This is a genomic window from Sphingomonas donggukensis (assembly GCF_023674425.1).
In the GTDB taxonomy this organism is placed as follows: Bacteria; Pseudomonadota; Alphaproteobacteria; order Sphingomonadales; family Sphingomonadaceae; genus Sphingomonas; species Sphingomonas donggukensis.
In genome coordinates, this window is sequence record NZ_CP098401.1 from 1,418,479 (window position 1) to 1,443,216 (window position 24,738).

20 protein-coding genes are annotated in these 24,738 nt (G+C 68.5%); 5 read left to right on the forward strand and 15 right to left on the reverse strand.

Annotated features, from left to right (window positions below; genetic code table 11):
- Positions 1–162: 162 nt before the first annotated feature.
- Positions 163–1,314: an SET domain-containing protein gene (locus M9980_RS06970; RefSeq protein ID WP_250754736.1), complete on the forward strand. Its 1,152-nt coding sequence runs from the start codon at positions 163–165 to the stop codon at positions 1,312–1,314.
- Here the strand turns inward: M9980_RS06970 and M9980_RS06975 are convergent.
- The 4 genes from M9980_RS06975 to M9980_RS06990 form a co-directional block, all read right to left on the reverse strand.
- Positions 1,295–3,172 (reverse strand): sensor histidine kinase, encoded by a 1,878-nt coding sequence (locus M9980_RS06975; protein WP_250754737.1) that lies wholly within the window; start codon positions 3,170–3,172, stop codon positions 1,295–1,297. The two genes, M9980_RS06970 and M9980_RS06975, sit on opposite strands and share 20 nt — an antisense overlap.
- Positions 3,172–5,058 carry an EAL domain-containing protein gene (locus tag M9980_RS06980; RefSeq protein ID WP_250754738.1) on the reverse strand — a complete coding sequence of 629 codons (1,887 nt, stop codon included), beginning with the start codon at positions 5,056–5,058 and terminating at the stop codon, positions 3,172–3,174. The genes M9980_RS06975 and M9980_RS06980 overlap by 1 nt, the downstream gene beginning before the upstream one ends.
- A 69-nt stretch (positions 5,059–5,127) precedes the next feature.
- Positions 5,128–6,621: a 2OG-Fe(II) oxygenase family protein gene (locus tag M9980_RS06985; protein WP_250754739.1), complete on the reverse strand. Its 1,494-nt coding sequence runs from the start codon at positions 6,619–6,621 to the stop codon at positions 5,128–5,130.
- Between the two features lie 100 nt (positions 6,622–6,721).
- A complete protein-coding gene (locus M9980_RS06990; protein WP_250754740.1) occupies positions 6,722–9,703 on the reverse strand; it encodes a TonB-dependent receptor plug domain-containing protein in 2,982 nt (993 codons plus the stop codon).
- A gap of 234 nt (positions 9,704–9,937) precedes the next feature.
- On the opposite strand from M9980_RS06990, the gene M9980_RS06995 reads away from it, so the two are divergent.
- Positions 9,938–10,465 (forward strand): hypothetical protein, encoded by a 528-nt coding sequence (locus M9980_RS06995; RefSeq protein ID WP_250754741.1) that lies wholly within the window; start codon positions 9,938–9,940, stop codon positions 10,463–10,465.
- Between the two features lie 3 nt (positions 10,466–10,468).
- Here the strand turns inward: M9980_RS06995 and M9980_RS07000 are convergent, their stop codons facing one another.
- The 7 genes from M9980_RS07000 to glmU form a co-directional block, all read right to left on the reverse strand.
- Positions 10,469–11,203 (reverse strand): 3'(2'),5'-bisphosphate nucleotidase CysQ, encoded by a 735-nt coding sequence (locus M9980_RS07000; RefSeq protein ID WP_250754742.1) that lies wholly within the window; start codon positions 11,201–11,203, stop codon positions 10,469–10,471.
- Positions 11,200–13,119, reverse strand: coding sequence for a sulfate adenylyltransferase subunit CysN (cysN, locus tag M9980_RS07005; protein ID WP_250754745.1), 1,920 nt, complete (start codon positions 13,117–13,119; stop codon positions 11,200–11,202). The genes M9980_RS07000 and cysN overlap by 4 nt, the downstream gene beginning before the upstream one ends.
- 148 nt (positions 13,120–13,267) lie before the next feature.
- Positions 13,268–14,167 carry a sulfate adenylyltransferase subunit CysD gene (gene cysD / locus M9980_RS07010; RefSeq protein ID WP_250754747.1) on the reverse strand — a complete coding sequence of 300 codons (900 nt, stop codon included), beginning with the start codon at positions 14,165–14,167 and terminating at the stop codon, positions 13,268–13,270.
- A gap of 110 nt (positions 14,168–14,277) precedes the next feature.
- Positions 14,278–14,928, reverse strand: a complete 651-nt coding sequence (locus tag M9980_RS07015) for a hypothetical protein (RefSeq protein WP_250754749.1) — start codon at positions 14,926–14,928, stop codon at positions 14,278–14,280.
- Positions 14,929–15,088: 160 nt separating this feature from the next.
- Complete coding sequence (gene glmS, locus M9980_RS07020) at positions 15,089–16,912, reverse strand: glutamine--fructose-6-phosphate transaminase (isomerizing) (protein WP_250754751.1); 1,824 nt, start codon at positions 16,910–16,912, stop codon at positions 15,089–15,091.
- 24 nt (positions 16,913–16,936) lie between these two features.
- The gene (locus M9980_RS07025) at positions 16,937–17,248 is read right to left on the reverse strand and encodes a hypothetical protein (RefSeq protein ID WP_250754753.1); all 312 of its coding nucleotides are present in this window, start codon (positions 17,246–17,248) and stop codon (positions 16,937–16,939) included.
- On the reverse strand, positions 17,245–18,546 hold the full coding sequence (gene glmU / locus M9980_RS07030) for a bifunctional UDP-N-acetylglucosamine diphosphorylase/glucosamine-1-phosphate N-acetyltransferase GlmU (protein ID WP_250754807.1): 1,302 nt from the start codon (positions 18,544–18,546) through the stop codon (positions 17,245–17,247). Before glmU ends, M9980_RS07025 begins: the two co-directional genes overlap by 4 nt.
- A gap of 119 nt (positions 18,547–18,665) precedes the next feature.
- Between glmU and M9980_RS07035 the strand changes: the two genes are divergently transcribed.
- Positions 18,666–19,367, forward strand: a complete 702-nt coding sequence (locus tag M9980_RS07035; protein ID WP_250754754.1) for an HAD-IA family hydrolase — start codon at positions 18,666–18,668, stop codon at positions 19,365–19,367.
- Here the strand turns inward: M9980_RS07035 and M9980_RS07040 are convergent.
- The 4 genes from M9980_RS07040 to M9980_RS07055 all read right to left on the reverse strand — a co-directional run bounded on the left by M9980_RS07040 (position 19,315) and on the right by M9980_RS07055 (position 22,311).
- Positions 19,315–20,310 (reverse strand): nucleotidyltransferase domain-containing protein, encoded by a 996-nt coding sequence (locus tag M9980_RS07040; protein ID WP_250754808.1) that lies wholly within the window; start codon positions 20,308–20,310, stop codon positions 19,315–19,317. The two genes, M9980_RS07035 and M9980_RS07040, sit on opposite strands and share 53 nt — an antisense overlap.
- Before the next feature lie 8 nt (positions 20,311–20,318).
- Positions 20,319–21,179 (reverse strand): HprK-related kinase A, encoded by an 861-nt coding sequence (locus tag M9980_RS07045; protein ID WP_250754756.1) that lies wholly within the window; start codon positions 21,177–21,179, stop codon positions 20,319–20,321.
- Complete coding sequence (locus M9980_RS07050; protein ID WP_250754758.1) at positions 21,176–21,445, reverse strand: HPr-rel-A system PqqD family peptide chaperone; 270 nt, start codon at positions 21,443–21,445, stop codon at positions 21,176–21,178. Before M9980_RS07050 ends, M9980_RS07045 begins: the two co-directional genes overlap by 4 nt.
- 473 nt (positions 21,446–21,918) lie before the next feature.
- The gene (locus M9980_RS07055; RefSeq protein WP_250754759.1) at positions 21,919–22,311 is read right to left on the reverse strand and encodes a hypothetical protein; all 393 of its coding nucleotides are present in this window, start codon (positions 22,309–22,311) and stop codon (positions 21,919–21,921) included.
- Between the two features lie 125 nt (positions 22,312–22,436).
- Here M9980_RS07055 and M9980_RS07060 point away from each other — a divergent pair, with 125 nt between their 5' ends.
- Positions 22,437–23,654, forward strand: coding sequence for an ATP-binding protein (locus M9980_RS07060; RefSeq protein WP_250754761.1), 1,218 nt, complete (start codon positions 22,437–22,439; stop codon positions 23,652–23,654).
- 52 nt (positions 23,655–23,706) lie between these two features.
- Entirely contained in the window at positions 23,707–24,738 is a 1,032-nt protein-coding gene (locus tag M9980_RS07065; RefSeq protein ID WP_250754762.1) for a substrate-binding domain-containing protein, read from the forward strand.

Genomic DNA, 24,738 nt, shown 5'->3' on the forward strand with positions numbered 1-24,738 from the left:
CAGCAAGGGGAGAGTGGGCCTGAAGCGGGGATTTTACGCCTGATTCAGGGATTTTTTGCAGTATTGCTACAATGTTCGTTATTTGTACCGTAATTGATCGCGACGGCTCGCATGGACGGGATTCGCGCCGGATGGTAAACGCACGAGCCTGGGGGGAAGGCTTTGGGCGTCATCGAGCCGTGGTTTGTGGTGGCGGTGGCCGGCAACTTTGCGGGCTATGCGATCTATCTCGCCGGGCTGCGCCGCAACCTCGTCGAGCCCAATCGCGCATCGTGGCTGATCTGGAGCGCGGCGACGGGGATGGAGGCGGCGACCTATGCCGCGGTGAACCCCGGCGCGTTGCAGGGCATCGTCATCCTGGTGTCGGCGATCGCCTGTGTCGCCGTCACCTTCGGCATCTGGCGCCGCGCCGCCTGGGCCGCGCCCTCGCCGACCGAAACCCTGTGCGTTGCCGCCTGCCTGTCCGCGCTCGTCCTGTGGCTGGTGTTCCGGGAAGCCTATTGGGCGCACATGCTGGTGGTCGCCGCGGTGCCGGTCAGCTTCCTGCCGACCTGGGCCAGCGTCCGCGCCGATCCCGCGCGCGAACGCTCGCCCGCATGGGGGCTGTGGACGCTCGGCGATCTGGCCACCTTGCTGGTGGCGGCGCGCGGCGGCGGCGAGGGCGCGGGCCAATATGCCTATCTGCTCGTCGAATTCCTGTGCCACGCCAGCGTCTGGTTCATGATCGGGCTGGCGACGATCAACCCCTTGCGCAGCTTCGGGCGGCGTCGCGGCGGCTTCTACGTGCTCGACGCCTATCGCAAGACCGCCAGCCTGTTCGCGGTCGGCGACACCCACCTCGGCAAGGCGGTGTTCGCCGCCGTCCCGTTCGCAGAGGGCCAGCCGCTGCTGGAATTCACCGGTCGCCGCTTTCGCGCGGCGCAGGTGCCGAGCCTGATGCGCGGTGCGGGTGACCGCTACGTGCAGGTGACGCCCGATCATTACATGGGCCCGTCGGGGCGGATGGACGATCTGGTCAACCACAGCTGCGATCCCAACGCCGGGCTGCGTTTCGCCGACGACGGCGTCTATCTGGTCGCGATCCGCGCCATCGCGCCGGGCGAGGAAATCAGCTGGGACTATTCGACGACGCTGACCGAATCGAACTGGCACATGATCTGCCAATGCCGCAGCCCCGATTGCCGCCGCGTCATCGGCAATTTCGCGACGCTGGCGCCCGAGCGGCAGGAATTCTACCGCGCCCGCAACTTGGTCGCGCCGTATCTGCGTCGGCGAGAGAGCGTCCTGCCCGACGTCAGGCGGCACGCTCGCTGAGATCGACCTCGGCGGGCATCGCCTGCACGGTCAGGATCGCGCGCGCGCCGGTGCCGCGCCCGTCGCTTTCCAGGCGCAGGCTGCCGCCCATCGCCAGCATCGAATTGGCGCACCAGTGCAGCCCCAGCCCGCCCGACTTGTGAGCGCGCGTGGAAAACCCGCGCTGGAAGAAGCGCGGCTCGGCGCCCGCGTCGAAGCCCTCGCCATCGTCGCGGATTACCAGCTCGACGCGGTCGCCCGTCTCGACGATCGCGACGTTGATCGATCCCCCCTCCCCGCCGCGCGCGGTGATCGCTTCCCCGGCGTTGGCGAACAGGTTTCCGATCACCTGGCTCAGGATCACGCGGTTGGCGAGCGCCCAGTGCGGCTTCGACGGAAACACGAACGCGATCGATGTTTCGCCCGAATAGCGCGCGATCGCGGCATTCTGCGCGACCACGTCGGACAGGTCGCAGGCGGCGAGCGGCGGCTTCTCATGCGCCTGTTCCTGCTGGCGCCCGATGATCTCCAGCACGTTGTGCAGCGCGGTCCGCCCGATCTCCATATCCGCCCGACGCTGCTCGCGCTCGGCGACGTCGGCGTGGGCGGCGGCGGCGACGAAGGCGGTCAGCTTCTGCCGGCGGGCGAGCGGCACCGCGTCCCCCGCCAGCTCGCCCAGCGCCCGGTCGATCAGGACACGGTCGGCGGTCGACGGCGTCGCCAGCCCGCGCGACAGGATGGTGCTGATCGGCCCCAGCGCGTTGCGGACATTGTGCATCACCGCGACCGCGCTTTCGCTCTGGCCCAGCTTGAACGACTGCACCTCGACCTGCTCGCGCAAATCCTTCAGCTGGCGCAACATCGCGTTGAAGCTGGTGACGAGGCTGCCGATCTCGTCCACGCGCGGTGCCCCCGCCAGCGGCGCAAGCGTGCCGGACGCCTGGACGACGCCCATGTGGCGCTCGACCCGATGCAGCGGTTGCAGCACCAGCCGCCCGATAATCCGCCGCAGCGCCATCAGCACCACCATCAGCAGCACGACCGCCCCGCCGACCGCCAGGAACAGCATCTGCCGCCCCAGCCGCGACAGGTCGCGCGGCACGCTGAACCGCGTCGCCGCGACCGGGCGCCCGTCCGCGCCGACCACCGGCACCGATATCCCCAAAGTCTCGCGCGCGGGATCCACCGTCACCGCCTCGCTCGCGCTCGTCAGGTCGACCCGCGCGGGCAGTTGCAGCAGCGTGCGCAGCTGCGCCGACGACAGTTCGCGCGCCATCAGCACATATCCGCGCGGCGTGCCGGTGCCGTCGCTGCGGCGCACCCGCGCCACCCCGATCGCCGCCAGCCGGTCGCCGAGGCGCAGGTAGAAGCCCTTCGAACTGTCGGTTGCGAGCAGCCGGTCGAGCCGCATCGCGGGCACCGCCGCGATCAGCCGCGCGCGCAGGTCGGGGCGATCGACGCCCGCGCCCGGATCGATCCAACGCGCGATGACGATGCGCCCGTCGTTGGCGACATAGGCCATGCCGCTGACGTCGAGGTTCTGCATCGCCAGCGTCGAAAAGCTCTCTCGCTCGAACGCCGCCGACGGCGCGGCCATGTAATCGTAGCTGGAATTCCAGTCGCCATAGTCGCGCACCGCGGTTTCGACCTTGCGGGCGAAGTCGCCGAGCGCGGCGCGCGTGCGTTCGACATGCGCGGCCACCGCGGCATCCTCCAGCCGGTTGAAACTGGGCGTGATGACCAGCGAAAGCAGCGCGGCGATGGCGATGCTACCCGCCAGGCCCACCGCGGTCAGGATCAGCACCAGCTTCGCCCCGAGCGAGCGCGGTACGCGCGACAGGCCCAGCCGCTCGGCCAGTCGCGCCGGCAGGGTCGGCATCAGGCTGCGGTCCCGGTCGCCGCCTCGTCGCTGGTGCCGATGAAGCGTGCGGTGGCGAGCGTATCGGCATCGTCCTGCGGCATCGGCCGCGCCAGATGATAGCCCTGCAGGTGCGAGCAGCCCGCGACGCGCAGCGTTTCGACCTGCGCCTGCGTCTCGACCCCTTCGGCGACCACTTCCATCCCCAGCGCGCGGCCGAGATGGATGATCGACTGAACGATCGCCATCGACTCCCGCTCGCGCCCCATGCCGTCGATGAAGCTGCGGTCGATCTTCAGGCAATCGAGCGCGAATTTGCGGATGTTGTAGAGCGAGGAATAGCCGGTGCCGAAATCGTCGAGCGCGATGCGGAAGCCCATCTGGCGCAGGCGATAAAGGGTATCGGCGGCGCGTTCGGCATCGTCGAAGATGGCGGTTTCGGTGATCTCGATCTGGACGCGGCTGGGCGACACGCCCGAACGCTGGACGCGCTCGATCACCTGCCCCACGAAATTCTGGCGGCGGAACTGGCGCGGCGAGAAGTTGACCGAGACATATTGCCCCGGCCACGCCTTCACGGCGGCAAGCGCGGTTTCGAGCACCCAGTCGCCCAGCTCATGGATCAGGTTCGATTCCTCGGCGATCGGGATGAACATCGCCGGGGAAATCATGCCATATTCGGGGCTGTGCCAGCGCAGCAGCGCCTCGAACCCGGTGATCTCCAGCGTCTCGCGCGCGACGATCGGCTGGTACACCAGCGATAGTTCGCCGCCGGCGATCGCGTTCGACAGCCCGCTTTCGATGCGGCGGCGGAAGCGGATCGATTCGTCCATGCTTTCGTCGAACGCGCGCACTACGCCCCGCCCGCTGCGCTTGGCTTCGTTCAGCGCCAGGTCGGCGCGGCGCATGACGTCGATCGGGTCGCCAGTCGAACCCGGCTCGACCACGACCACGCCGACCGAGGCACCGCCCTGCACCGAATGGCCGAACACGCTGAACGTCGTCGCGCACGCCTTCAGCAGGCGCTCGCAGATCATCGACGCCTCGTCCTCGCCGGTGGCGGGGAACAGCGCGGCGAATTCGTCGCCGCCCAGCCGTGCGATGAACGTGCCACGCGGTGCGGCCTGATGCAGACGCTCGCACACCACCCGGATCAACTCGTCGCCGGCGAGATGGCCGAAACTGTCGTTGACCAGCTTGAACCGGTCGAGATCGAGCATCGCCATCGCGAACCGCTCGGTGCTGCGTACTGATCCATGTAGTGCGCGCAGAAAGGCCAGGCGATTGGGCGCGTCGGTCAGCGAATCATGGTTCGCCATGTGGACCGCGCGGCTCTCGTTCGCGGCGAGCTCCAGCTTCTGTTCTTCGAGAAGCCGGACATGGCCCGCCATCGCCTCGCGCGCGATCGCCAGTTCGCGGTCCGATGCCCAGCGGTGGCAGAGGGCCGTGGCGGTCTGGACGACTTCCTCCACCTCGAACGGCTTGGCGATGTAGAAGATCTTGTCTGCCGGGCCCGCCGCGCGGCTGATCTCCAGCGGGGAGAAATCCGAATAGCCGGTGACGATCACCAGGTTGATGTCGGGATCGAGCGCGCGGATGCGGCGCGCGGTTTCCTTGCCGTCGATCCCCGGCGGCATCCGCACGTCGATGAACGCGACCGAATATGGCGTGCCTGCCGCCAGCGCCGCCTCGACCGCGGCGACGCCGTCCAGCCCCTGCATGCTGTGCGTCAGGTCGAACGTCGCACATTCGGGCCTCAGCGCGCCTGCGTCGTCCGCCGCATCGTCGCCGAACAGCTCCGCCGCCATCGCATCGAGCCCGGCCCCCGCGCCCGCATCGCGCGGGCGAAAGCTCTGCGCGTAGCTCTCATGCATCGCGGGTTCGTCATCGATGATAAGAATGCGCACGGACCGCTCCCCAAATACTGCTTTCGCGACCGTAAGCGGGGACGGTAAACAACCGTTTAAGAGATGAGCTCAGCCGATTGCGGCGACGTCGAAGGCGATGCTCAGACGTTCGCCCGCGCCGATAGGCGTGGTGCCGTGCCACATGGTCGAAGGGAACATCACCAGGCGGCCCGGCTGCGGATCGATCGTGCGGAGCGGCGCCAGATCGAGGCGTAGCGCCGCGGGCGACTGTCCGAGCAGCAGCTGCCCCGCGCCGGCGACGCCGCCACTGTCCCCGGCAGCATGCCCGCCGGGCAGAACGATGTGGCACGCCGAACTCAGCCATCCCCGGGAGTGAACGTGCGGGCTGTGATGTCCGCCGTCGGTCAGGCGCACCGACCACGACCCGGCGAAGCGAAACGGCTTGCCGACATGCCGCAGCGTCGGATGCCTTGGGTCACGCCGCCCCAGTCCCGCGATATGACGCCCGACCGCGTCGACGATCGCTGTGCGGGCCGACTGGATCTCCGGCGCCGCGTTGGCGAACAGCGGGCCATCGGTCTGGGTGCCGCCGCGCACCGACTGGCCGAGCGGGTCGCTTCGCGCCGTGTGCAGGGCACGCAGACGCTCCGCGAGCGCCGGCAGGTCGATATCGAGATCGTAGGTCGCGACCAGCGCGGGATCACCCTCCAGCCACTGCCACCGCGGATCGTCCAGCACGCGCCAGATCAGCGCCGCATAGGGCCACAGGCTATCGGCGTCCGCCCGGGAAAGCGCGGCATCAATTCCGTCCGCCGCCTGCTCGACCCGCCGGGTGGCGATCAGGTGTCGCGTGTGCCGTTCGATGACCGCCACACCGGCGGTCGGCGATACGATCCGGTCGAAGGCGGCGTCGGCGGCGGCGATGTCGCCAAGCTCGGACGCGCAGATCGCCTCCGCCAGCATCAGAGGCGCAATCTCGCCGGTCGACTGATGCGCCTGCGCGATCACGTTCGTCGCCGTGTCGTACATCTCGAGGCGCACCAACAGGTCGATCAGCGCCAGCCACAGGCCCAGATGCGCAGGATGCGCACGCAGCGCCGAAACATAGCCGCCCGCAAAACCCTGCCGGTCGCCCGCCTGCCAGCGCAGGTCGGCCAGCGTCGCCTGTCCTTCAAGCCACAGCGGGTTGGCATCGACCGCTGTCGCCAGCCCCTTCAGCGCCGCTTCTGCATCGCCCTCAGCCCATTGCGCGGCGGCGAGACCCAGGAGCAGTTGGCCCTCGCCCGGTGCCTTGCGGGCGAGCGCCTCGAACAGCGCGGCGGCGGGACGACCGGCTTCCAGCGTCGCCTGCGCGACACCCTGCGCGGCGCGCACGTTCTGCGGCCGCAATCGCACGGCCTCAGAAAATGCGTCGATGGCTTCGCTCGACTGCTCCAGCGCCCGATGCACCGTCCCCAGTGTCTGCCACAGCCCCGCCTCACCCGGCCATGTCGCGAGCGCCGCCTTCAGTTCGTTCAGGGCAGCACCGCCCTGTCCCGCGTCGCGCAGGCGGATAGCGGTGTCGATCGCGCGATCGATCGCGACAGGTGCGCCGGGCAGCATCGCCGCGATGTGTGGCGACGGCCCTGGCCAAAGGAAAGACAAAAAAAGGGGGCGGACCAATGGCCCGCCCCCCGAAAGGCGTCTCGGATCAACCGGACGATCAGAACTTCAGCTTGCCGCTGATCGTGTAGGCGCGACCGATCACGTCGTAGATCGTCGGCATGGTGTTGCCGTTGTTGAACGCCGTACCGGCAACGCCGTTGCCGAGCAGCGGCGGCTTCTTGTCGAACAGGTTCTCGACCAGCAGGCCGAATTCGAACTCGTCCGAAACGTCGAAGCGCACGTTCAGGTCGAAATAGTCGTACGACTTCACCTGGCGGAACTGCGGCAGGATGCCGTTGTACGCGGTCGCGGTGTTGCCCGGACCCGGATCGTTCAGGCCCAGCGACGCCGGACGAATGTCTTCGAGCCGGACCTTGCTGATGTGGTTCCACAGCAGCGAGACGTCGGGCACGCCGAAGTCGTAGCTGGCACGGGCATTCCACTTATACTCGGGCCGCGCGTTCGTGCAGCTGGTCGAGTAATAGCTCTTGCACTCGCGGAAGATCGACAGCGGCGTCGCCTGGATGCGGTAATAGTCGAGCCAGGTGCCGTTGAAGCCGAGACGCAGCTCGCTGTTGCCGAGCGGGATCGCATAGTTGAACCCGACGTCGATGCCGGCGGTCTGCAGGCGACCCAGGTTCGACGAACCCAGGATGACGCCCGGCGTCTCGCCCGCACCGTTGAGCGAACCCGTCAGCGGGTTGCGGCGGATGAGCGAGCAGAAGCCGTTCAGCGTCTGCGACGGGTTCAGCGTCGTCGAATAGCACCCGTTGAGGATGTCATTCTGCGACGGTGCGCTGATGAGGTCGCGGATCTTGATGTTAAAGTAGTCGACGGTCAGCGAGAACCGCGGAATGAACCGCGGCGCGATGACGGCGCCCAGCGTGTAGGTCGTGGCGCGCTCGACGTCGAGGTTCGGGTTGCCCGAAGTCGTGACGTTGATCTGGTTCGACGACGGCTGCGAAATGCCGCCGTACGTGCCGGCCGGAGCGCCCGTGCCCTCGCACAACGTGCGCGAAGCGGTCGGTGCGGCGCCGGCGCACGGATCGACGAGCAGGTTGGAAAGGCCCTGCACCGGCGACTGGAACAGTTCCTGGATGTTCGGCGAGCGAACCGCCTTCTGGTACATGCCGCGGAACTTGAAGCCCTGGATCGGCTCGATCGTGCCGCCGGCCTTCCACGTGGTGCTGCCGCCCGTCGTCGAATAGTCGGAATAGCGGACGCCTGCCTCGATCGAGGCGCGATACAGAAAATTGTCCTCGATCAGCGGAATGATGATCTCGCCGAACGCTTCCCGCACGTCGTAGGTGCCGAAGTCCGGCGGGGTGCGTGCGCCGGTGCCGAGCACTTCGCCCTGGATCTGCGACGGCGCGTCAGGCGTCGCCGATGCGGTCAGCTTGCGGTATTCCGCACCGATCGAGAACGCGATCGGCGAGTTGGCAAACGGGCTCGTCAGGTTGAAAAGATCGCCGTTGATCGAGCCGGTGATGACCTTCTGCGATACGAGACGGCGGATTTGCGCGTCGAGGTCGATGAAGGCGATCTGGTCCGGGGTGATCGAGCCGTTGGCGCCGAACACGTTCAGCGGAACGCAGCCGTTGGCCGTGTTCGAGCAGACCAGCTGGCCGGCGGCGTTGCGATAGGCGAGCAGCGCCTGCTGCACCTTCGACGACGAACCCCAGTTGATGCGCGCCTGGTTCTGGTTGGTCTCGCCGTACTGCGCCGAGACGTCGAACTTCAGACCTTCCACGATGTCGCCGCGGATGCCGGCCTGGACCTGGAACATCGTCGATTCGATCGGGTTGCCGCGCGGACCGTATTCGGCGAAGCGCCGCGACGGGATCACGCGCACGGTGCGCGCCGTGCCGGTGTTGACCGCCGCCGCTGCGTTACAGTCGGCGACCGAGATGCCGTTGGCTGCGCACAGCTGGTTGCGGGCGGTGGTCGGCAGGTACGGGTTGTTGAGCGGCAGGTCGTAGGCGTTGCCGAACGTCCCCGACGAGGCCAGCGCCAGCTCGGCCTTGTTGCGCGTGAACATGCCGGTCGCATAGACCTCGATGTTGTCCGCCACTTCGTAACGGCCCGACGCGTACACGTTGTACTGCTCGAGCGGCGTCAGGAAATAGGTGCCGAGGTTGGTGTTGAAGGTGTCCGCCTGCGTCGCCGCACGGAACGACCCCGTGGCCGGATCGATCACCGCGCCGAGGCCGGTGGTCGGCAGACCGTTCGGGTTGGTCGTCGTCGCCAGGCTCGACTGGAAGATCGCCGGAACCGAACCAGTGGACCCCAGGAACGTGCCGGTGCCCGAACCGATCGGGATTTCCGCGATCTTGCGGCTGGTGGCGAGCACCGCCTTGCGATTGGCATAGCCGAGGCCGAGCACGACGTTGCCGCGACCGTCATCAAGGTTCGCGCCGACGAGCAGGTCGCCGCGGTACTGGACTGCGTCGCCGAGTTCGGAAACGCGGTAATTGCCCGAAGCCTGGATGCCCGAGAAGTTGCGCTTCGTGATGAAGTTCACCACGCCAGCGACAGCGTCGGCGCCGTAAACCGACGAAGCGCCGCCCGTCACGACGTCGACGCGCTCGACCAGGCCGGTCGGGATGACGTTCAGATCGACCACGCCGTCCAGGCCGAACGGCACGATACGACGACCGTCGAGGATGACGAGCGTGCGGTTCGCGCCGATGCCGCGCAGATCGACCGCGGCCGAGCCGTCCGAGCCGTTGTTGACTGCCGGGCCGAGGTTCGGGCGGACCGACGGAAGCTCGCGGAGCAGGTCTTCGGCCGTGTTCGGCTGGCGCAGCGCGATTTCCTCGCTGCCGATCACATTGACCGGGCTGGCGACTTCCAGGTCGGGACGCGCGATGCGCGAACCGGTGATGACAATGTCTTCACCGACCTGCGCCTCAGGCGCCTGCTGTGCGTCGGGAGCGGTCTCGGTCGCTTCCGCAACCTGGGCATAGGCCGGCGTCGACAGCGCGGCTGCCGAAATCAGCAACGTCGACGCCAGCAGGCGGCGGCGGATATATGGCTTCATCAGTTTGGTCCCCACAAATACCGCCCCCCAAGGCGGCACAATGCGCATGGTGTTCCACCACGCTCCCCCTTATCGTCCCTTTGAACGCCCCGGTGCGCAACGCTAGAATTGGAACGTCGAGCCGATTGCAATTGAGCTGTTGCGTCGCCGCAACATGGGACTCTAACCGCAATATTTTCATAATCTTACTTATGCTGAAACAGTAGCTAGCAAATCAAAACTCGGGAGCAAGACATGCAGTTGAGTGTCGGAACATTGCTGATGGCCATGATCGGCGCCACAGCGGCACCGCAAACGTCAACGCGCGATGGCGCACCGTCGCATGTCGACAGGATCGCCGCCTGCCTGGAGATCGCCGACAACACGCGGCGCCTGGAGTGTTTCGACGCGGCGGGCCGCGCGCTGGTCGATGCCACGCGCCGGCGCGAGATAGTGATGGTCGACAAGGACGAGGTGAAATCGACGCGCCGGTCGCTGTTCGGTTTCCAGCTGCCGCGGATCGGGCTGTTCGGAAAAGGCGGACCCGACAAGGGCGACGAGATCGATACCATCGAGGCGAAGATCACGAATGTCTCGACGCTGGGCTACGGCAAATACGGCTTCACGATCGAGGGCGGGGCGCGCTGGGCGACGACCGAGGCCTGGGTCGGCAGCCTGCCGCCCGTGGCGGGCCAGGTCATGACGATCCGCAAGGCGGCGCTCGGCAGCTATTTCGTCAAGATCGGCAAGGGCAAGGGCATCCGCGCCATGCGCACCGGCTGAGCCCTACCCCTCGCCACCCTCCGCCAGCACCGCGAGGATCGTCCCCGCCACCGCCGGCGAGCAGATCAGGAGGTCGGGCAGCCATGTTTCGCGGCGGTTGTAGGTGAGCGGCGTGCCGTCCAGCCGCGAGACGTGGAGGCCGGCGGCGAGCGCGACGGCGGCGGGGGCGCAGTTGTCCCAAGCGTATTGGCCGCCGGCGTGGATGTAGATGTCGGCCTCCCCCATCACCACCGCCATCGCCTTTGCGCCTGCCGAGCCCATCGGCACGAGTTCGCCGCCAAGCCGTTCGGCAAGCAGGACCGCTTCCGCCGGCGGGCGGGTGCGGCTGACGACAATGCGCGGGGGCACGCGCGCGGGCGGCGCGGCGGCACAGGCTTCGGTGTCGAAGACGAGGCCGCGCGCGGGCAGCGCGACCGCGCCGGCGGCGGGCACGCCATCGATGCTCAAGCCCACATGCACCGCCCAGTCGCCGCGGCCCGCGGCATATTCGGCGGTCCCGTCGAGCGGATCGACCACCCAGCAGCGCCGTGCAGAGCAGCGCGCCGGATCGTCCTCCGATTCCTCGGACAGGATGAACTCGCCGGGCCGGGCCGCGCGCAGCCGGTCGAGGATCAGCGTGTTGGCCGCGCGGTCGCCCGCGTCGCCCAGCGCCCGCCCGGTGGCGCCCGAATGGCGGATCGAGAGCAGCAGTCGCCCCGCCTCCTCCGCGATCGACCGGGCGAGCGCGGCGTCGGTCATATGACGGGCATCCACATGCCGACGATGCGGTCGACGATCAGCTCGGCGGCATCCTCCGCCGACATGCGCTGGGTGTCGATGCGGATGTCGGGGTGTTCGGGGGGCTCATAGGGGCTGGAGATGCCGGTGAAGTTCGCGATCTCACCGCTGCGGGCCTTGGCGTAGAGCCCCTTTTCGTCGCGTGCCTCGGCCACGGCGAGCGGCGTGTCGATGAACACCTCGACGAATTCGCCCTCCGGCAGCATCGCCCGCACCAGCTCGCGTTCGGCGCGGAACGGCGAGATGAAGGCGGTGAGCACGATCAGCCCGGCGTCGGTCATCAGCCGCGCGACCTCCCCCACTCGGCGGATATTCTCGATCCGGTCGGCGTCGCTGAAGCCCAGGTCGCGGTTCAATCCGTGGCGGACGTTGTCGCCGTCGAGCAGGAAGCTGTGTCGGCCGAGCGCGTGCAACTTCTTTTCGACCAGATTGGCGATGGTGGACTTGCCCGAGCCCGACAGGCCGGTGAACCAGAGCAGCTTCGGCGCCTGCCCCTTCTGCGCGGCATGTGCCTCGCGCGTGATCTCGATCGCCTGCCAGTGGACGTTCTGGCTGCGGCGCAGCGCATGCTCGATCATGCCCGCAGCGACGGTTGCGTTGGTCAGCTTGTCGATCAGGATGAACCCGCCGAGCACGCGGCTGTCGGCATAGGGCGCGAAGGGGATCGGGCGATCGGCCTGAACGTCGGCGACGCCGATGTCGTTCAGGCCGAGCGTCTTGACCGACAGATGCTGGAGCGTGTTGACGTCGATCGCATATTCGGGCGCGCGGACGCTGGCGCTGACCGTGGTCGCGCCCGATTTCAGCCAGTACCCGCGACCCGGCAGCAGCGGGGTTTCGTCCATCCAGACGATGGTCGCGGCGAACTGGTCGGCGACCACGGGCGGGTCGTCCGCGGCGGCGATGACGTCGCCGCGCGAGCAATCGACCTCGTCCGTCAGGGTCAGCGTCACGGCCTGCCCCGCCACCGCGACGTCGAGATCGCCGCCCTGCGTGACGATGCGCGCGACATGGCTGGTGCGGCCCGAGGGCACGATCCGCACGCGGTCGCCGGGGCGGACGCTGCCCCCGGCGACGGTGCCGGCGAAACCGCGGAAGTCCAGATTGGGGCGATTGACCCACTGCACCGGCATCGCGAACGCCGCGGGCGAGGCGTCGTCGCTGTCGATCGACACGGTTTCGAGGTGGTCGAGCAAAGTCGGCCCATCATGCCACGGTGTGTTCGCGGACCGCGACGCGATATTGTCGCCGCCCAGCCCCGAAATCGGGATCGCGACCGCCTGCCCCATCCCGATCGAGGTGCCGAACGCGGCGAAATCGGCGACGATTGCATCGTAGGCAGATTGGTCCCAGCCGATCAGGTCCATCTTGTTCACCGCCAGCACGATGTGGCGGATGCCGAGCAGGTGGGCGAGGAAGCCGTGGCGACGCGTCTGGGTCAGCACCCCCTTGCGGGCATCGACCAGGATGACGGCGAGGTCGGCGGTCGAGGCGCCGGTGACCATGTTGCGGGTATATTGTTCGTGGCCGGGCGTGTCAGCGACGATGAACTTGCGCCGATCGGTCGCGAAGAAGCGGTAGGCGACGTCGATGGTGATGCCCTGCTCGCGCTCGGCGGCAAGGCCATCGACCAGCAGCGCGAAGTCGATGTTCGCGCCCTGCGTGCCGACTCTTTTCGAATCCGCCTCGAGGCTGGAGAGCTGGTCGTCGAAGATCGCGCGGGCATCGTACAGCAGCCGCCCGATCAGCGTCGACTTGCCGTCGTCGACCGAGCCGCAGGTCAGGAACCGCAGCAGCGACTTTTCCTGATGCCGCGCGAGATAGGCGTCGATGTCGGTCGCGATCAGCGCGTCGGGGCGGTAGGCGTGGCGGGTCATCGGGCGATGCCCTGCGCAGGGAAAGCGCCGCCGCCGAATTTCTCGAAGTTCGTCCACAGGCGTGTTGTAAAACGCGTGAAGTTGCGACCGTCCGTCATGGCGCGGACGTTAGGGGCGCGGGCGTGTGTAGGACAGGCGCGGGGCGGCATCAGAAATAGCCCTCCGCCTTCTTCTTCTCCATGCTGGCCGACTGGTCGTGGTCGATAGCGCGGCCCTGGCGCTCGCTGGTGGTGGCGAGCAGCATTTCCTGGATCACGGCGCCGAGCGTCGTCGCCTCGCTCTCGACCGCACCGGTCAGCGGGTAGCAGCCGAGCGTGCGGAAGCGGATCGAGCGATGGACCGGGACTTCGCCCGGGGCGAGGCGGAAGCGGTCGTCGTCGACCATCAGGATCATGCCGTCGCGCTCGACCGTCGGGCGCGGGGCGGCGAAATAGAGGGGCACGATCTCGATCCCCTCGCGCAGAATGTACTGCCAGATGTCGAGCTCGGTCCAGTTGCTCAAGGGGAAGACGCGGATGCTCTCTCCCTTCGCCTTGCGGGCGTTGTAGAGCTGCCACAGCTCGGGGCGCTGCGCCTTGGGATCCCAGCGGTGGGTGGCCGAGCGGAAACTGAACACGCGTTCCTTGGCGCGGCTCTTCTCCTCGTCGCGGCGCGCGCCGCCGAACGCCGCATCGAAGCCGTGGAGGTCGAGCGCCTGCTTCAGCCCCTCGGTCTTCCAGAGGTCGGTGTGGAGCGCGCCGTGATCGAACGGATTGATCCCGCGCGCCTCCGCGTCCGGGTTGCGGTGGACGAGCAGCTCCATCCCCGCCGCCGCTGCGGCGCGGGCGCGCAGCTCGTACATCGCGCGGAATTTCCAAGTGGTGTCGACGTGGAGCAGCGGGAACGGCGGCGGCGCGGGGAAGAACGCCTTGCGCGCCAGATGCAGCATGACCGCCGAATCCTTGCCGATTGAATAGAGCATCACCGGGCGCTCGGCCTCTGCCACCACTTCGCGCAGGATGTGGATCGATTCGGCTTCGAGCGCGTCGAGGTGGGTCGGGCGGGACATGGTGGCGCCTATCTAGGCGGAAACCACCCGTGCGCCGCAAACAATTGCTTGGCGCGGACGTAGCGGTGGTGGCGGGGCCTGCCGGTCGGCGCCGGCAGGCCCCGCGATCCTCACTTCTTGATCGTCGTGGTCGTCGAAACCGGTACGGCTGCGGCGGGCGCCGCGGTCACGACCGGTGTCGCCGCCGGAGCTGCCAGCGGGGCCGCCGCGGCGAAGGTTACCGGCAGATCCTCGTCCAGGAAGGCGCCGACCGGGGCGCCGAGCGGGATCTTGGCGCTGGTCCCGGTCATGAAGAAACCGGCGGGCAGAAACACAATGGCCGACACCGCGGCAGCACCGACGCCGCCGGCCTTGCCCTTGTCGTCGAAGCCGCCGGTCAGGCGGATCTGGCGCCCGTTGACGCGGGCGAATAGCACGCGGGCGTTGATGCGCCCGGACTTGCCCCACATGCCCTTGTTGCGGACGTCGGTGATCTCACCGGTCGCGGGACTGCCCGCGGGGATGACGACGGTGCTGCCGATCATGACCGGTTCGGCAACCTCGAGCTGGACGCGCTGGCCGATGCGCAGCTTCTTGCCCTCGGTCGTCAGCGGCTCGGCGGTCTTCAGCGCGATCGGCGTTCCGGCGCGCAGCATGGTCTCGGTCGATGCGGCGATGGTCGCCGTTGCGGGCACGGGCGCCGGCGCCGGCGCGGTCTGGGCGCAGACTGCGGCAGGCGCGAGTGCCGACGCGCACGCGAGCGCGATCAGATAGGTCCTCATGATATCCCCCTCCGCGGCCGCCCCCCTGGCCGACCGCACCGGCAATCTCGAAGACTATCCGGTGCGAAGTCAAGCCCCTGCACGCCATTGCCACCGAAGCGGTCGGACTTTCCGGTGCATCCGGACGGGGTCGCAATCGCTTACCGCAGGCGGCGCGACCTCACTCCACCGTGACCGACTTCGCCAGATTGCGCGGCTGGTCGACGTCGGTGCCCTTGGCGACGGCGACGTGATAGGCGAGCAGCTGGACCGGGACCGCATACACGAGCGGGGCGATCAGCGGGTGGACCTCGGGCATCTCGATCGTCGCAATTGTGTTCTCGCCGGCCTGGGCGATGCCGGCTGCGTCGGAGATCAGGACGACCTGAGCGCCGCGCGCCTGCGCTTCCTGCATATTGCTCACGGTCTTGTCGAACAGCGGGCCCGAGGGGGCGAGGACGATCAAGGGCACATGCTCGTCGATCAGCGCGATCGGACCGTGCTTCATTTCGCCCGACGCATAGCCCTCGGCGTGGATGTAGCTGATCTCCTTCAGCTTCAGCGCGCCTTCCAGCGCCAGCGGGAAATCTGGGCCGCGCCCCAGATACAGGACGTCGCGGGCGCCGGCGATCGTGTGCGCCATCGCGCGGATGTCGTCGTCGTGCGCCAGGGCTGCGTTGATCGCCTCGGGCGATGCGATCAGGTCGCGGACGATCGCCTGCTCCTGCTCGCGATCGAGCCGCCCCTTGGCGCGCGCGAGATTGACGCTGAGCGCCGCCATCACCGCCAGCTGGCAGGTGAACGCCTTGGTCGAGGCGACGCCGATCTCGGGGCCGGCATGGGTCGACAGCAGCAGGTCGACCTCGCGCGCCATGCTGCTGGTCGGCACGTTGATGATGCCCGCGGTGGTGACGCCCGCCGCCTTCATGTGGCGCAGCGCCGCCAGCGTGTCGGCGGTTTCGCCCGACTGGCTGACGACGACGCCCAGCGTGTTCGGCAGCAGCACGGGGTCGCGGTAGCGGTATTCGGACGCGACATCGACCTCGACCGGCAGGCGCGCGAAGCGTTCGATCCAGTATTTGCCGATCATGCCGACATAGCTCGCCGTACCGCAGGCGATGATGACGACCCGCTCGATCGCGCCCAGATCGAAATCCATCTGGGGCATGGCGACCATCTGCTCGACCGGGCGAATGTAGCTTTGCAGCGTCTGCGCGACGACGACGGGCTGCTCGTAGATTTCCTTGAGCATGAAATGGGCGTGGTTGCCCTTTTCGATCGCGGCGGGCGAGACGCCCGAGGCGACGATCTCGCGCACGACCGGCTGGTTGTCGCGGTCGAAGATTTCGATGCTCGACCGGGTCAGCACCGCCCAGTCGCCCTCGTCGAGATAGGCGATGCGCTGGGTCAGGCCGGCGAGCGCATGGGCGTCGGAGCCGAGGTAGTTCTCGCCCTCGCCGTAGCCGACCGTCAACGGTGCGCCGAGCCGCGCGGCGATCAGCAGGTCGGGGTGGCCGGCGAACATGGCCGCCAGCGCGAACGCGCCGTGCAGCATCGGCAACACGGTGGCGACGGCATCGCGGGGCGTGGCGCCGCGCTCGAGCTCGCGGCTGACGAGGTGGGCGACGACCTCGGTATCGGTCTGCGATCGGAATTCGCGGCCCTCGGCCAGCAGTTCGTCGCGCAGCGGCTTGAAGTTTTCGATGATGCCGTTGTGAACGATCGTCACTTCGCCGACGATGTGAGGGTGAGCATTGTCCTCGGTCGGGGCGCCGTGCGTCGCCCAGCGGGTGTGGGCGATGCCGATGGTGCCGGGCAACGGATCTTCGGCGAGCTTGACCGCCAGATTCGCGAGCTTGCCCTCGGCGCGACGGCGCTCGATGCGACCGTCCACCAGCGTGGCGATGCCCGCCGAGTCATAGCCGCGGTATTCGAGCCGCTTCAGCCCCTCGAACAGGCGCGGGGCGACGTCGCTCGTGCCCAGAATTCCGACGATTCCACACATGTACGCTAATTCCTGTCAGGCCGCTCAGCGCGGGAAATTGGTGTCGACGAAGGTGCGGGTAAATTCCGCAGGGTCGGGTTCGCGACCGTGGGCGGCGACGAAGCGCGGGCGCCCCTTGTCCCACACTTCGCGGACCGCGCCGGCCATGCCCGCCGGGAATTTCATCTGGGTGGCGACGACGTCGCGCCAGCGCCCGGTGGTGCCGAACGTCTCGGCGAACTTCGGCTCCATCGCGGTCAGCGCGGCCTCCTGATCGGCGGGGAGGTGACCGATCGCGTCGAGGATGTAGCTGTCGAGCAGCCGCAGGAACGGCTTGCCGTCGTACCGGTCGCTCATTTGCCTGTCTTCTTCGCCAGCATGTTGTCGCGGAAGCGTTTGGCCCAGTTAGGGAGCGCGCGGTGTTCGCCGCGGGCGACGGCCAGCGCGTCGGGATCGACGTCGCGGGTGATGACCGATCCGGCACCGACGATCGCGCCGGGGCCGATGCTGACCGGAGCGACGAGCGCGCTATTCGAGCCGATGAAGGCGCCCGCGCCGATCTTCGTACCGTATTTGAAGAAGCCGTCGTAATTGCAGGTAATCGTGCCCGCGCCGATGTTCGCGCCCGCCCCCACGTCGGCGTCGCCGATGTAGCTGAGGTGGTTGGCCTTCGCGCCCTTGCCGAGCACGGCCTTCTTCATCTCGACGAAGTTGCCGACCTTCGAACCTTCACCCAGTACGGCGCCGGGGCGCAGGCGGGCGAACGGGCCGATCTCGGCACGCGATGCGATCGTGGCCCCCTCCAGATGGCTGAAGGCGTGGATGGTGACGCCGTCGGCGACGGTCACGCCGGGGCCGAAGACGACGTTGGGCTCGATGGTGACGTCGCGGCCGAGCACCGTGTCATGGGCGAACCAAACGGTGTCGGGGGCGATCAGCGTCGCGCCGTCGGCCATCGCCTGCGTGCGGCGGGCGTGTTGCCAGTCGGCCTCGACCGCGGCGAGTTCGGCGCGGCTGTTGATGCCCGCGACTTCGGCGGCAGCGGTCTCGATCACCGCGGAGGGGCGACCGTCGGCATCGGCGAGCATGACGACGTCGGGCAGGTAATATTCGCCCGCGGCATTGGCGTTGCCGACGCGCGCGAGCAGGCCGAACAGATCCTCGCCCCGAACCGCGATCAGCCCGGAGTTGCAGAGATCGACCGCGCGCTCGGCATCGGTCGCGTCCTTGAACTCCACCATTTTCGTGATGCGACCATCCGCGTCGGCTATGACGCGGCCATAGGCGCCGGGATCGGCGGGGCGGAAGCCGAGCACGACGGCGGCGGGCAGGTCGGCGGCGTGAAGCCGGTCGATCATCGCGCGCATCGTGGCCGCGCGGACCAGCGGGGCGTCGCCGTAGAGCACGATCACGTCGCCCGCGAAACCGCCCAAAGCCGCCTCGGCCTGGGCGACGGCGTGGCCGGTGCCGAGTTGCTCGGACTGGTGGACGATCTCCGCCCCCAGGGGCGCGACCGCCGCCTCGACCTGCTCACGGCGCGCGCCGACCACAACCATCGTGCGGGCGGGCGCGAGTTCGGCGACGCTGTCGATCAGGTGGAGCAGCATCGGGCGCCCGGCGATCGGGTGCAGCACCTTGTGCGTGTCGGATTTCATGCGCGTACCCTGGCCGGCAGCCAGGATGATCGCAGCGAGGGGGCGCGGTGTGGTCACGCGCGCCGCACTGCCACGAACGTCTTGCCAATTCCATAGCCGCGCGTGCAGGCATCGGCGCCATGACCGCAAAACCCTTCGACATCGTCGGTTTCGACCTGGACGGTACGCTCGTGGACACGTCGGGCGACCTGACCGCGGCGGTGAATGTCGCGCTGGCCGCCGCCGGGAGGGCACCGCTGAGCGCAGACGAGGTGCGACCGATGATCGGCGGGGGCGCGAAGCATATGCTGCGGCTGACGCTGGACGCCACCGGCGGCTGCGACGAGGCGGACTTTCGGCGATATTACAAGATGTTGCTGGCGTCATATGAGGCCAGTATTTCGGTGCATAGCCAGCCGTTCCCCGGCGCGGTGGACGCGCTCGACCGGCTGGCGGGGCTGGGCGTGACCGTGGCGGTGGTGACCAACAAGTTCGAGAGCTTTGCGGTGAAGTTGCTCGACGACCTGGGACTCAGCGAGCGGTTCGCGTGCGTGATCGGGGGCGACACGCTCGGCCCCGGCAACGCCAAGCCCTCCCCCGCCCCGCTCCGCGAGATGATCGAGCGCTGCGGCGGCGGCAGCGCGGCGTTCGTCGGCGATTCGATCTACGATATGATGGCGGCGCGGAATGCGGGCGTGCCGGCGATCGCGGTCAGCTTCGGCTTCCTGACCGGGCCGGTCGAGGATCTGGGGGCGGACGCTGTGATCGACGATTACGGCGCGCTGATGCCTACGCTGGACCGGCTTTCCGCCACTTGGTCCACAGGTGCCGCGCGAGCATGAGTGGCGGCATGCGGAGCCAGTGCGAGCGGATGTAGAAGGCCAGGCGCGTGAGCGGGCGCGTGGCGCGGCCCCAGCCGTCGCGGGCGAGCAGGCGGCGGCGGTAGAGACGGTCGGCGAGCGTTAGCGGACTGACAGGTTTCTCGACTTCGCTCGGGGAGTAGAGCGCCTGCGCCAGCCGCATCGCGCGCGCGGCTTCGCGCTCCAGCCCGTGGTGGCGGGCACGCGCCATCAGCGCCGACGTCTCGACCTCCTTCAGCAGGCAGTGGATGTCCCACAGGTTGCGCAATCCCCCCGCCAGATCGCCGTCGGCGAACAGATGCGCGACCGAGTGCAGCACCATGTCCTCACGCGACAGCACGCGCAGGCCGTTTCCCAGTGTCACGCTGTCGTCGATCATCGCGTCGATGTCGGGCGTGATGCGGGCGGTGAGCGGCAGGATGGTATGGTGGACGTCGATCATCCGGTCGCGCTCGCGGTGGATGAGCGGGGGGAGTTCGTGCATCCAGTGGCGGTAATAGGCGTCGTCGTAGGGATCGGGCTTCACCCATTCCCACCCCGCCGCCAGCAGCGCCGCTTCGACCGCGTCGAGCGAAGCCCGGGGCACGAGAATGTCGAGATCGCCGATCGACCGCCCCTGCCCCGCCTGCAAGCCCGCGGCGACATAGGCGGTCCCCTTCAGCAGCACGACCGGTACCCCGAGCAGTGCGAGGACGCGGTGCGCGGCCTCCGCCTCCCACAGCGCGGCGATGCGGCCCTGTTCGGCGGAGGCGAGGGTTGCGGTCAGCAGGCAGTCGGCGGCGGGGGGTTTGGCGATGCCGGTGACGCGGCGGGCGAGCGTGCCCGCCATCTGCTCGGCCCGCGCCATGGCGATCAGCGCGGTCCAGCCGTCGCCGTCGAGCGCCGCGGTGGAGGCCGGATCGCGCAGCGCGCGGACCAGGGTCATGGCGTCGGTCACAGCGCGGACCACTCCGCCTCGACCATCTCCAGCGCGGCGTCCGTGTCGGGATAGTCGATCGCGCGTGATGGCACGGCGCGGACGAGATGGGTCAGCGCGTCGAACCCGGCTTCTCCGAGCGCGGTGTAGTTGGTCGATGCCTGGGTCAGCCGCACGAACGCCTCACTCTGCGGCAATGGGCGCGTGGCGGGGTCGAAGCCGAAGCTGGGGAACAGGATCAGCGCCGGACGCGCGGGCTGATCCATCCGCACGATCGCGGTGGCGTCGGGCACCATGTGGCGGAGGTCACCCTTCGGCGTGCTCGCCAGCAGCGGCCCGAAGCGGGCGGCCGGCGCCGCCGCCTGCATCACGCCGACGCTCGCATTCTTCAGGCTGACGAGCCGCGGGAAGGCGTGGACCAGGCCGGTCGCGGGGTCGAGCAGCGCGAATTCGTCGCCCATCAGGCGCCAGCCGCGCGTCGCAAGCAGCGCGGCGAGGGTCGACTTCCCCGCGCCCGACACCCCCGTCATCAGCAGCGCGCGTCCGTCGCGCTCGACCGCGGAGGCGTGGAGCAGCAGGTAGCGCCGCTCGCCCAGCGCCAGTTGCAGGTTCATCGCCATTTCCGCGGCGAGCACGCCCCAGTCGAGCGGCATCGGCACCGCGTCGGGCAATGTGAAATCTCCGCCGAGCGTAATCGCTGGCCTCAGCCAGCGGCGCCACGGACGCGCGGCGAACAGGCGGACGTTGTAGTCGGCAACGCCATCGTTTGGAGCGGGATAGTCGCGGTAGAGGTCGGCGATCTGCGCGATCGGCGCGCGCCAGTCGCTGCCGATGCGGAACCCGACCGGGCCGATGCGGACGCGGTGGACGTGCTTCATGCGCGCGATACCAGTCCGGCGGCTTCGAGTTCGGCGAGGCGTTCCGTCAGCGCGGCGGGGTCGGCGTCGGGGAGTTCATATTCGTTGGCAAGATGGGCGAGCAATGCGTCGAGATCGCGGGGTTTGTTGAGGGCGGCGAGCAGCTCGGGAACCGGCGATGCGACGACGTGGGTGATGCCGGAAGTGCGGTGGTAGATGAGAGTGAGCGCGTCGAGGTCGACGATGCGCAGGGTGCGGGGGTCGGCGGCGGTGTAGCGGTTCGTCACTATCCTTGCCCCTCGCATCTACCCGTTAGTCGTGGATCGGATTGGCGCGCGGTCTCGAGTCCCACGATGTCTCGATACGAGCCCTCGATACGCGTGTGCCACGCTACTCGGTCTCTCCTCGACAAGAACGGTTTTTGAAGCGCGCGCGGCATGGCGATCTTGGCAGGGGTCGTTTCGGTTGGCGTCGGGCGTTGCGCGGCCGTTGCGACGCCGCGGCACATCAGCCCGGCGAAGCTCCCGACGGTCAATCCCTCACTTTCGAAATATGCCAGCCCAACCGCCCTGCGACATACGCTATCCATCCCGCACCGCCGTGAGCGCCGTCGAGCATCGCGCCTGATCCGCACAACCCTTGCCCACCCCCTACCGTTCGTCCCGAGTAGCGATCGAGTAGGCCGCAGGCCGTATCGAGATCGCGTATCGAGGGATTTGGCGGGCGCAGATGTCTCGACAGGAACCGCTATAAGAAAGCCTCAGCCGCGCGGCATTTGCAGGGAGGCGAAGCAGGTGAAGCCGCTTTGGCCGGATTGCAGACGGCGGATGTAGTTGGTGTACGCCTTGCTGCGTTCGTAGTCGGTGCCGGGCAGCGTGCCGCCGTTCAGCGCCTTTTTCACATCCTCGCCCTTGAACGCGGCACCTGCGGGCGGGAAGGCGCCGGGGGTGCCGGGATCGACCAGCGAGCCGTCGGCGGCGATGTATTTGCCGGCGCGGCCGGGATCGGGGACCGGGATTTCGCAGTTCGCGACCGATCCGGCCGCCTGCGCCAGCGCCGGGCGGATCGAGACGATCGCCGATGCCCCGACCGCGCCGATCATTAGCGCGCGGCGGCGGGTCGATCCGGTCGGAAGGTCGCTGTCGTCGCTCATCACTGCCCCTTGTCCGCCATTTGCCTTTCACAATCGTGAAGGCGGTGCAAGCGCGTGCTTTACGGCGCGCGTCCCGTTCCGCTACGCCGCTTGGCGCTATGGGGACGGCACGATCGATCCGGCTGATGCTGGCGCTGGCCCTGGTCGCGGGGACCGGCATCGCCGCCTGGCTGCTGACGGGCGACGGATCGACGACGTTGCTGGTGCCCGTGATCGGCGCGGCGGCGGTGCTGCTGGGCGCGGGGCTCGGCGAGCCGGTGCGCGCGATCGGCGGGGGCGACGCCGACACCGCGGACAATGGCATCGACGCGCTGCTGGACGCGGTGGACGAACCGATCCTGGTGATCGCCGGCGCGCAGGTGGTGCGCGCCAATCGCGCCGCGCGCGCGCTGGTCGGGGAGCATGTCATCGCGCAGGACGTGCGCCTGGCCATCCGCCACCCCGCCGCCGCCGAACGGCTGATCCGGGACGACACCGACGACGCTGCCGTCGATCTGGTCGGCCTGGGCCAGCGCGACCAGCATTGGCAGATGCGGCTGCGCGATATCGGCGGCGAGCGGCGGCTGATCCACCTGTCCGATCGCACCGACAGCCGCGCCGCAGACCGCATCCGCGTCGATTTCGTCGCCAACGCCAGCCACGAGCTGCGCACCCCGCTCGCCTCCATCCTGGGCTTCATCGAGACCTTGCAGGAGGGCGCGGGCGAGGAGCCTGAAGTGCGCGCGCGGTTCCTGCGGGTGATGGACGACGAGGCGCGTCGGATGGAGCGGCTGGTCGGCGACCTGATGAGTCTCAGCCGGATCGAGGCGGAGAAATTTCGCGCGCCCGAAACGCGGGTCGATCTGGCGCACGTCGCGCGCGGCGTCTGCGTCGAGCTGAGCGCGGGCGATACGGCGCGGGCGGGCGACCTGGTGCTGGACGCGTCCGTGCCGGTCGTGGTGCCGGGCGACGCGGCGCAATTGTCGCAGCTGCTGCACAACCTCGTCGGCAATGCGATGAAATACGGGCGGGTCGGAACCCCGGTGACGATCGCCATCGCGCGCGACGACACGATCGCGCGTGTCACCGTGACCGATGAGGGCGACGGCATCGCGCCCGAGCATTTGCCGCGGCTGACCGAGCGGTTCTATCGCGTCGATCCGGGGCGCAGCCGTGCAGTCGGAGGCACGGGCCTGGGCCTCGCCATCGTCAAGCACATCGTCGAGCGGCACCGCGGGCGGCTGGATATCCGCAGCATGGTTGGACAGGGGACGACGATCGCGGTGGTGCTGCCCGCCGCCCCGGTCGCGGACGACACGGACGCGCTGTCATCATGCCGTAACGAAACCGCAACAGGGGTCTGACGACGCCCGCGGACGAATCGCGCGTCGTCGCCAGCGAGATTGCCCGAACGCGATGCGAGCCGCCCGACCGATCCTGGCCTCCCTGCTGGTGCTCGCCGCCTGCTCGGGCGGGGGCACGACGCGCGACCAGATCAAGGTCGTCGGATCGTCGACCGTCTATCCCTTCACCACCGCGGTCGCCGAGAATTTCGTGAACGCGCGTCCCGACATGAAGGCGCCGGTGGTCGAATCGACCGGCACCGGCCCTGGCATCAAGCTGTTCTGCGCCGGCATCGGCCCGCAGCATCCCGACATCGTCAACGCCAGCCGGCGGATTAAGCGATCCGAATACGACGCCTGCCGCGCCAACGGCGTCGGACCGGTGATGGAAGTGCAGTTCGGCACCGACGGCATCGCGCTTGCCGAATCGAATGCCGGGCCGAAACTGCGGCTATCGCGTCGCGACGTGTATCTGGCGCTGGCCGCAAACCCGCTGGGCAAGGCGAATGCGGCCCGGTTGTGGAGCGACGTGAACCCAGCCCTCCCCGCCATCCCGATCCAGACCTACGGCCCGCCATCGACCAGCGGCACGCGCGACGCCTTTGCCGAGTTGGTGATGGTGCCCGCCTGCGAGGCGCTGGAGCCGCGGATGAAGGCGGTGAAGGACAGTGACCCCGACGCGTTCGCCGAGCATTGCACGCGGCTGCGCGAGGACGGCGCCTATGTCGACAAGGGCGAGAACGACAATCTGATCGTCCAGAACCTGTCGACCAACCCCAATGCGATCGGCATCTTCGGCTACAGCTACCTCGAGGAAAATGCCGCGCGGCTGCACGGCGTGCCGCTCGACGGCGTGGTGCCGACCTATGCCAGCATCGCCGACGGCAGCTATCCGGGCGCGCGACCGCTATACATCTATGTGAAGGTTGCGCATCTGCGGGCGGTGCCGGGACTGCGCGAGTTCCTGGCCGATTATGTGACGATGTGGGGACCGGGCGGGCCGCTGGTGCGGCGCGGGCTGATCGCGGCGGGCGCCGACGTGCGGGCGCGTGCAGCGGCGGTGGTTGCCAGGCGGACCCCGCTCGACCCGGCGGGGCTGCACTGA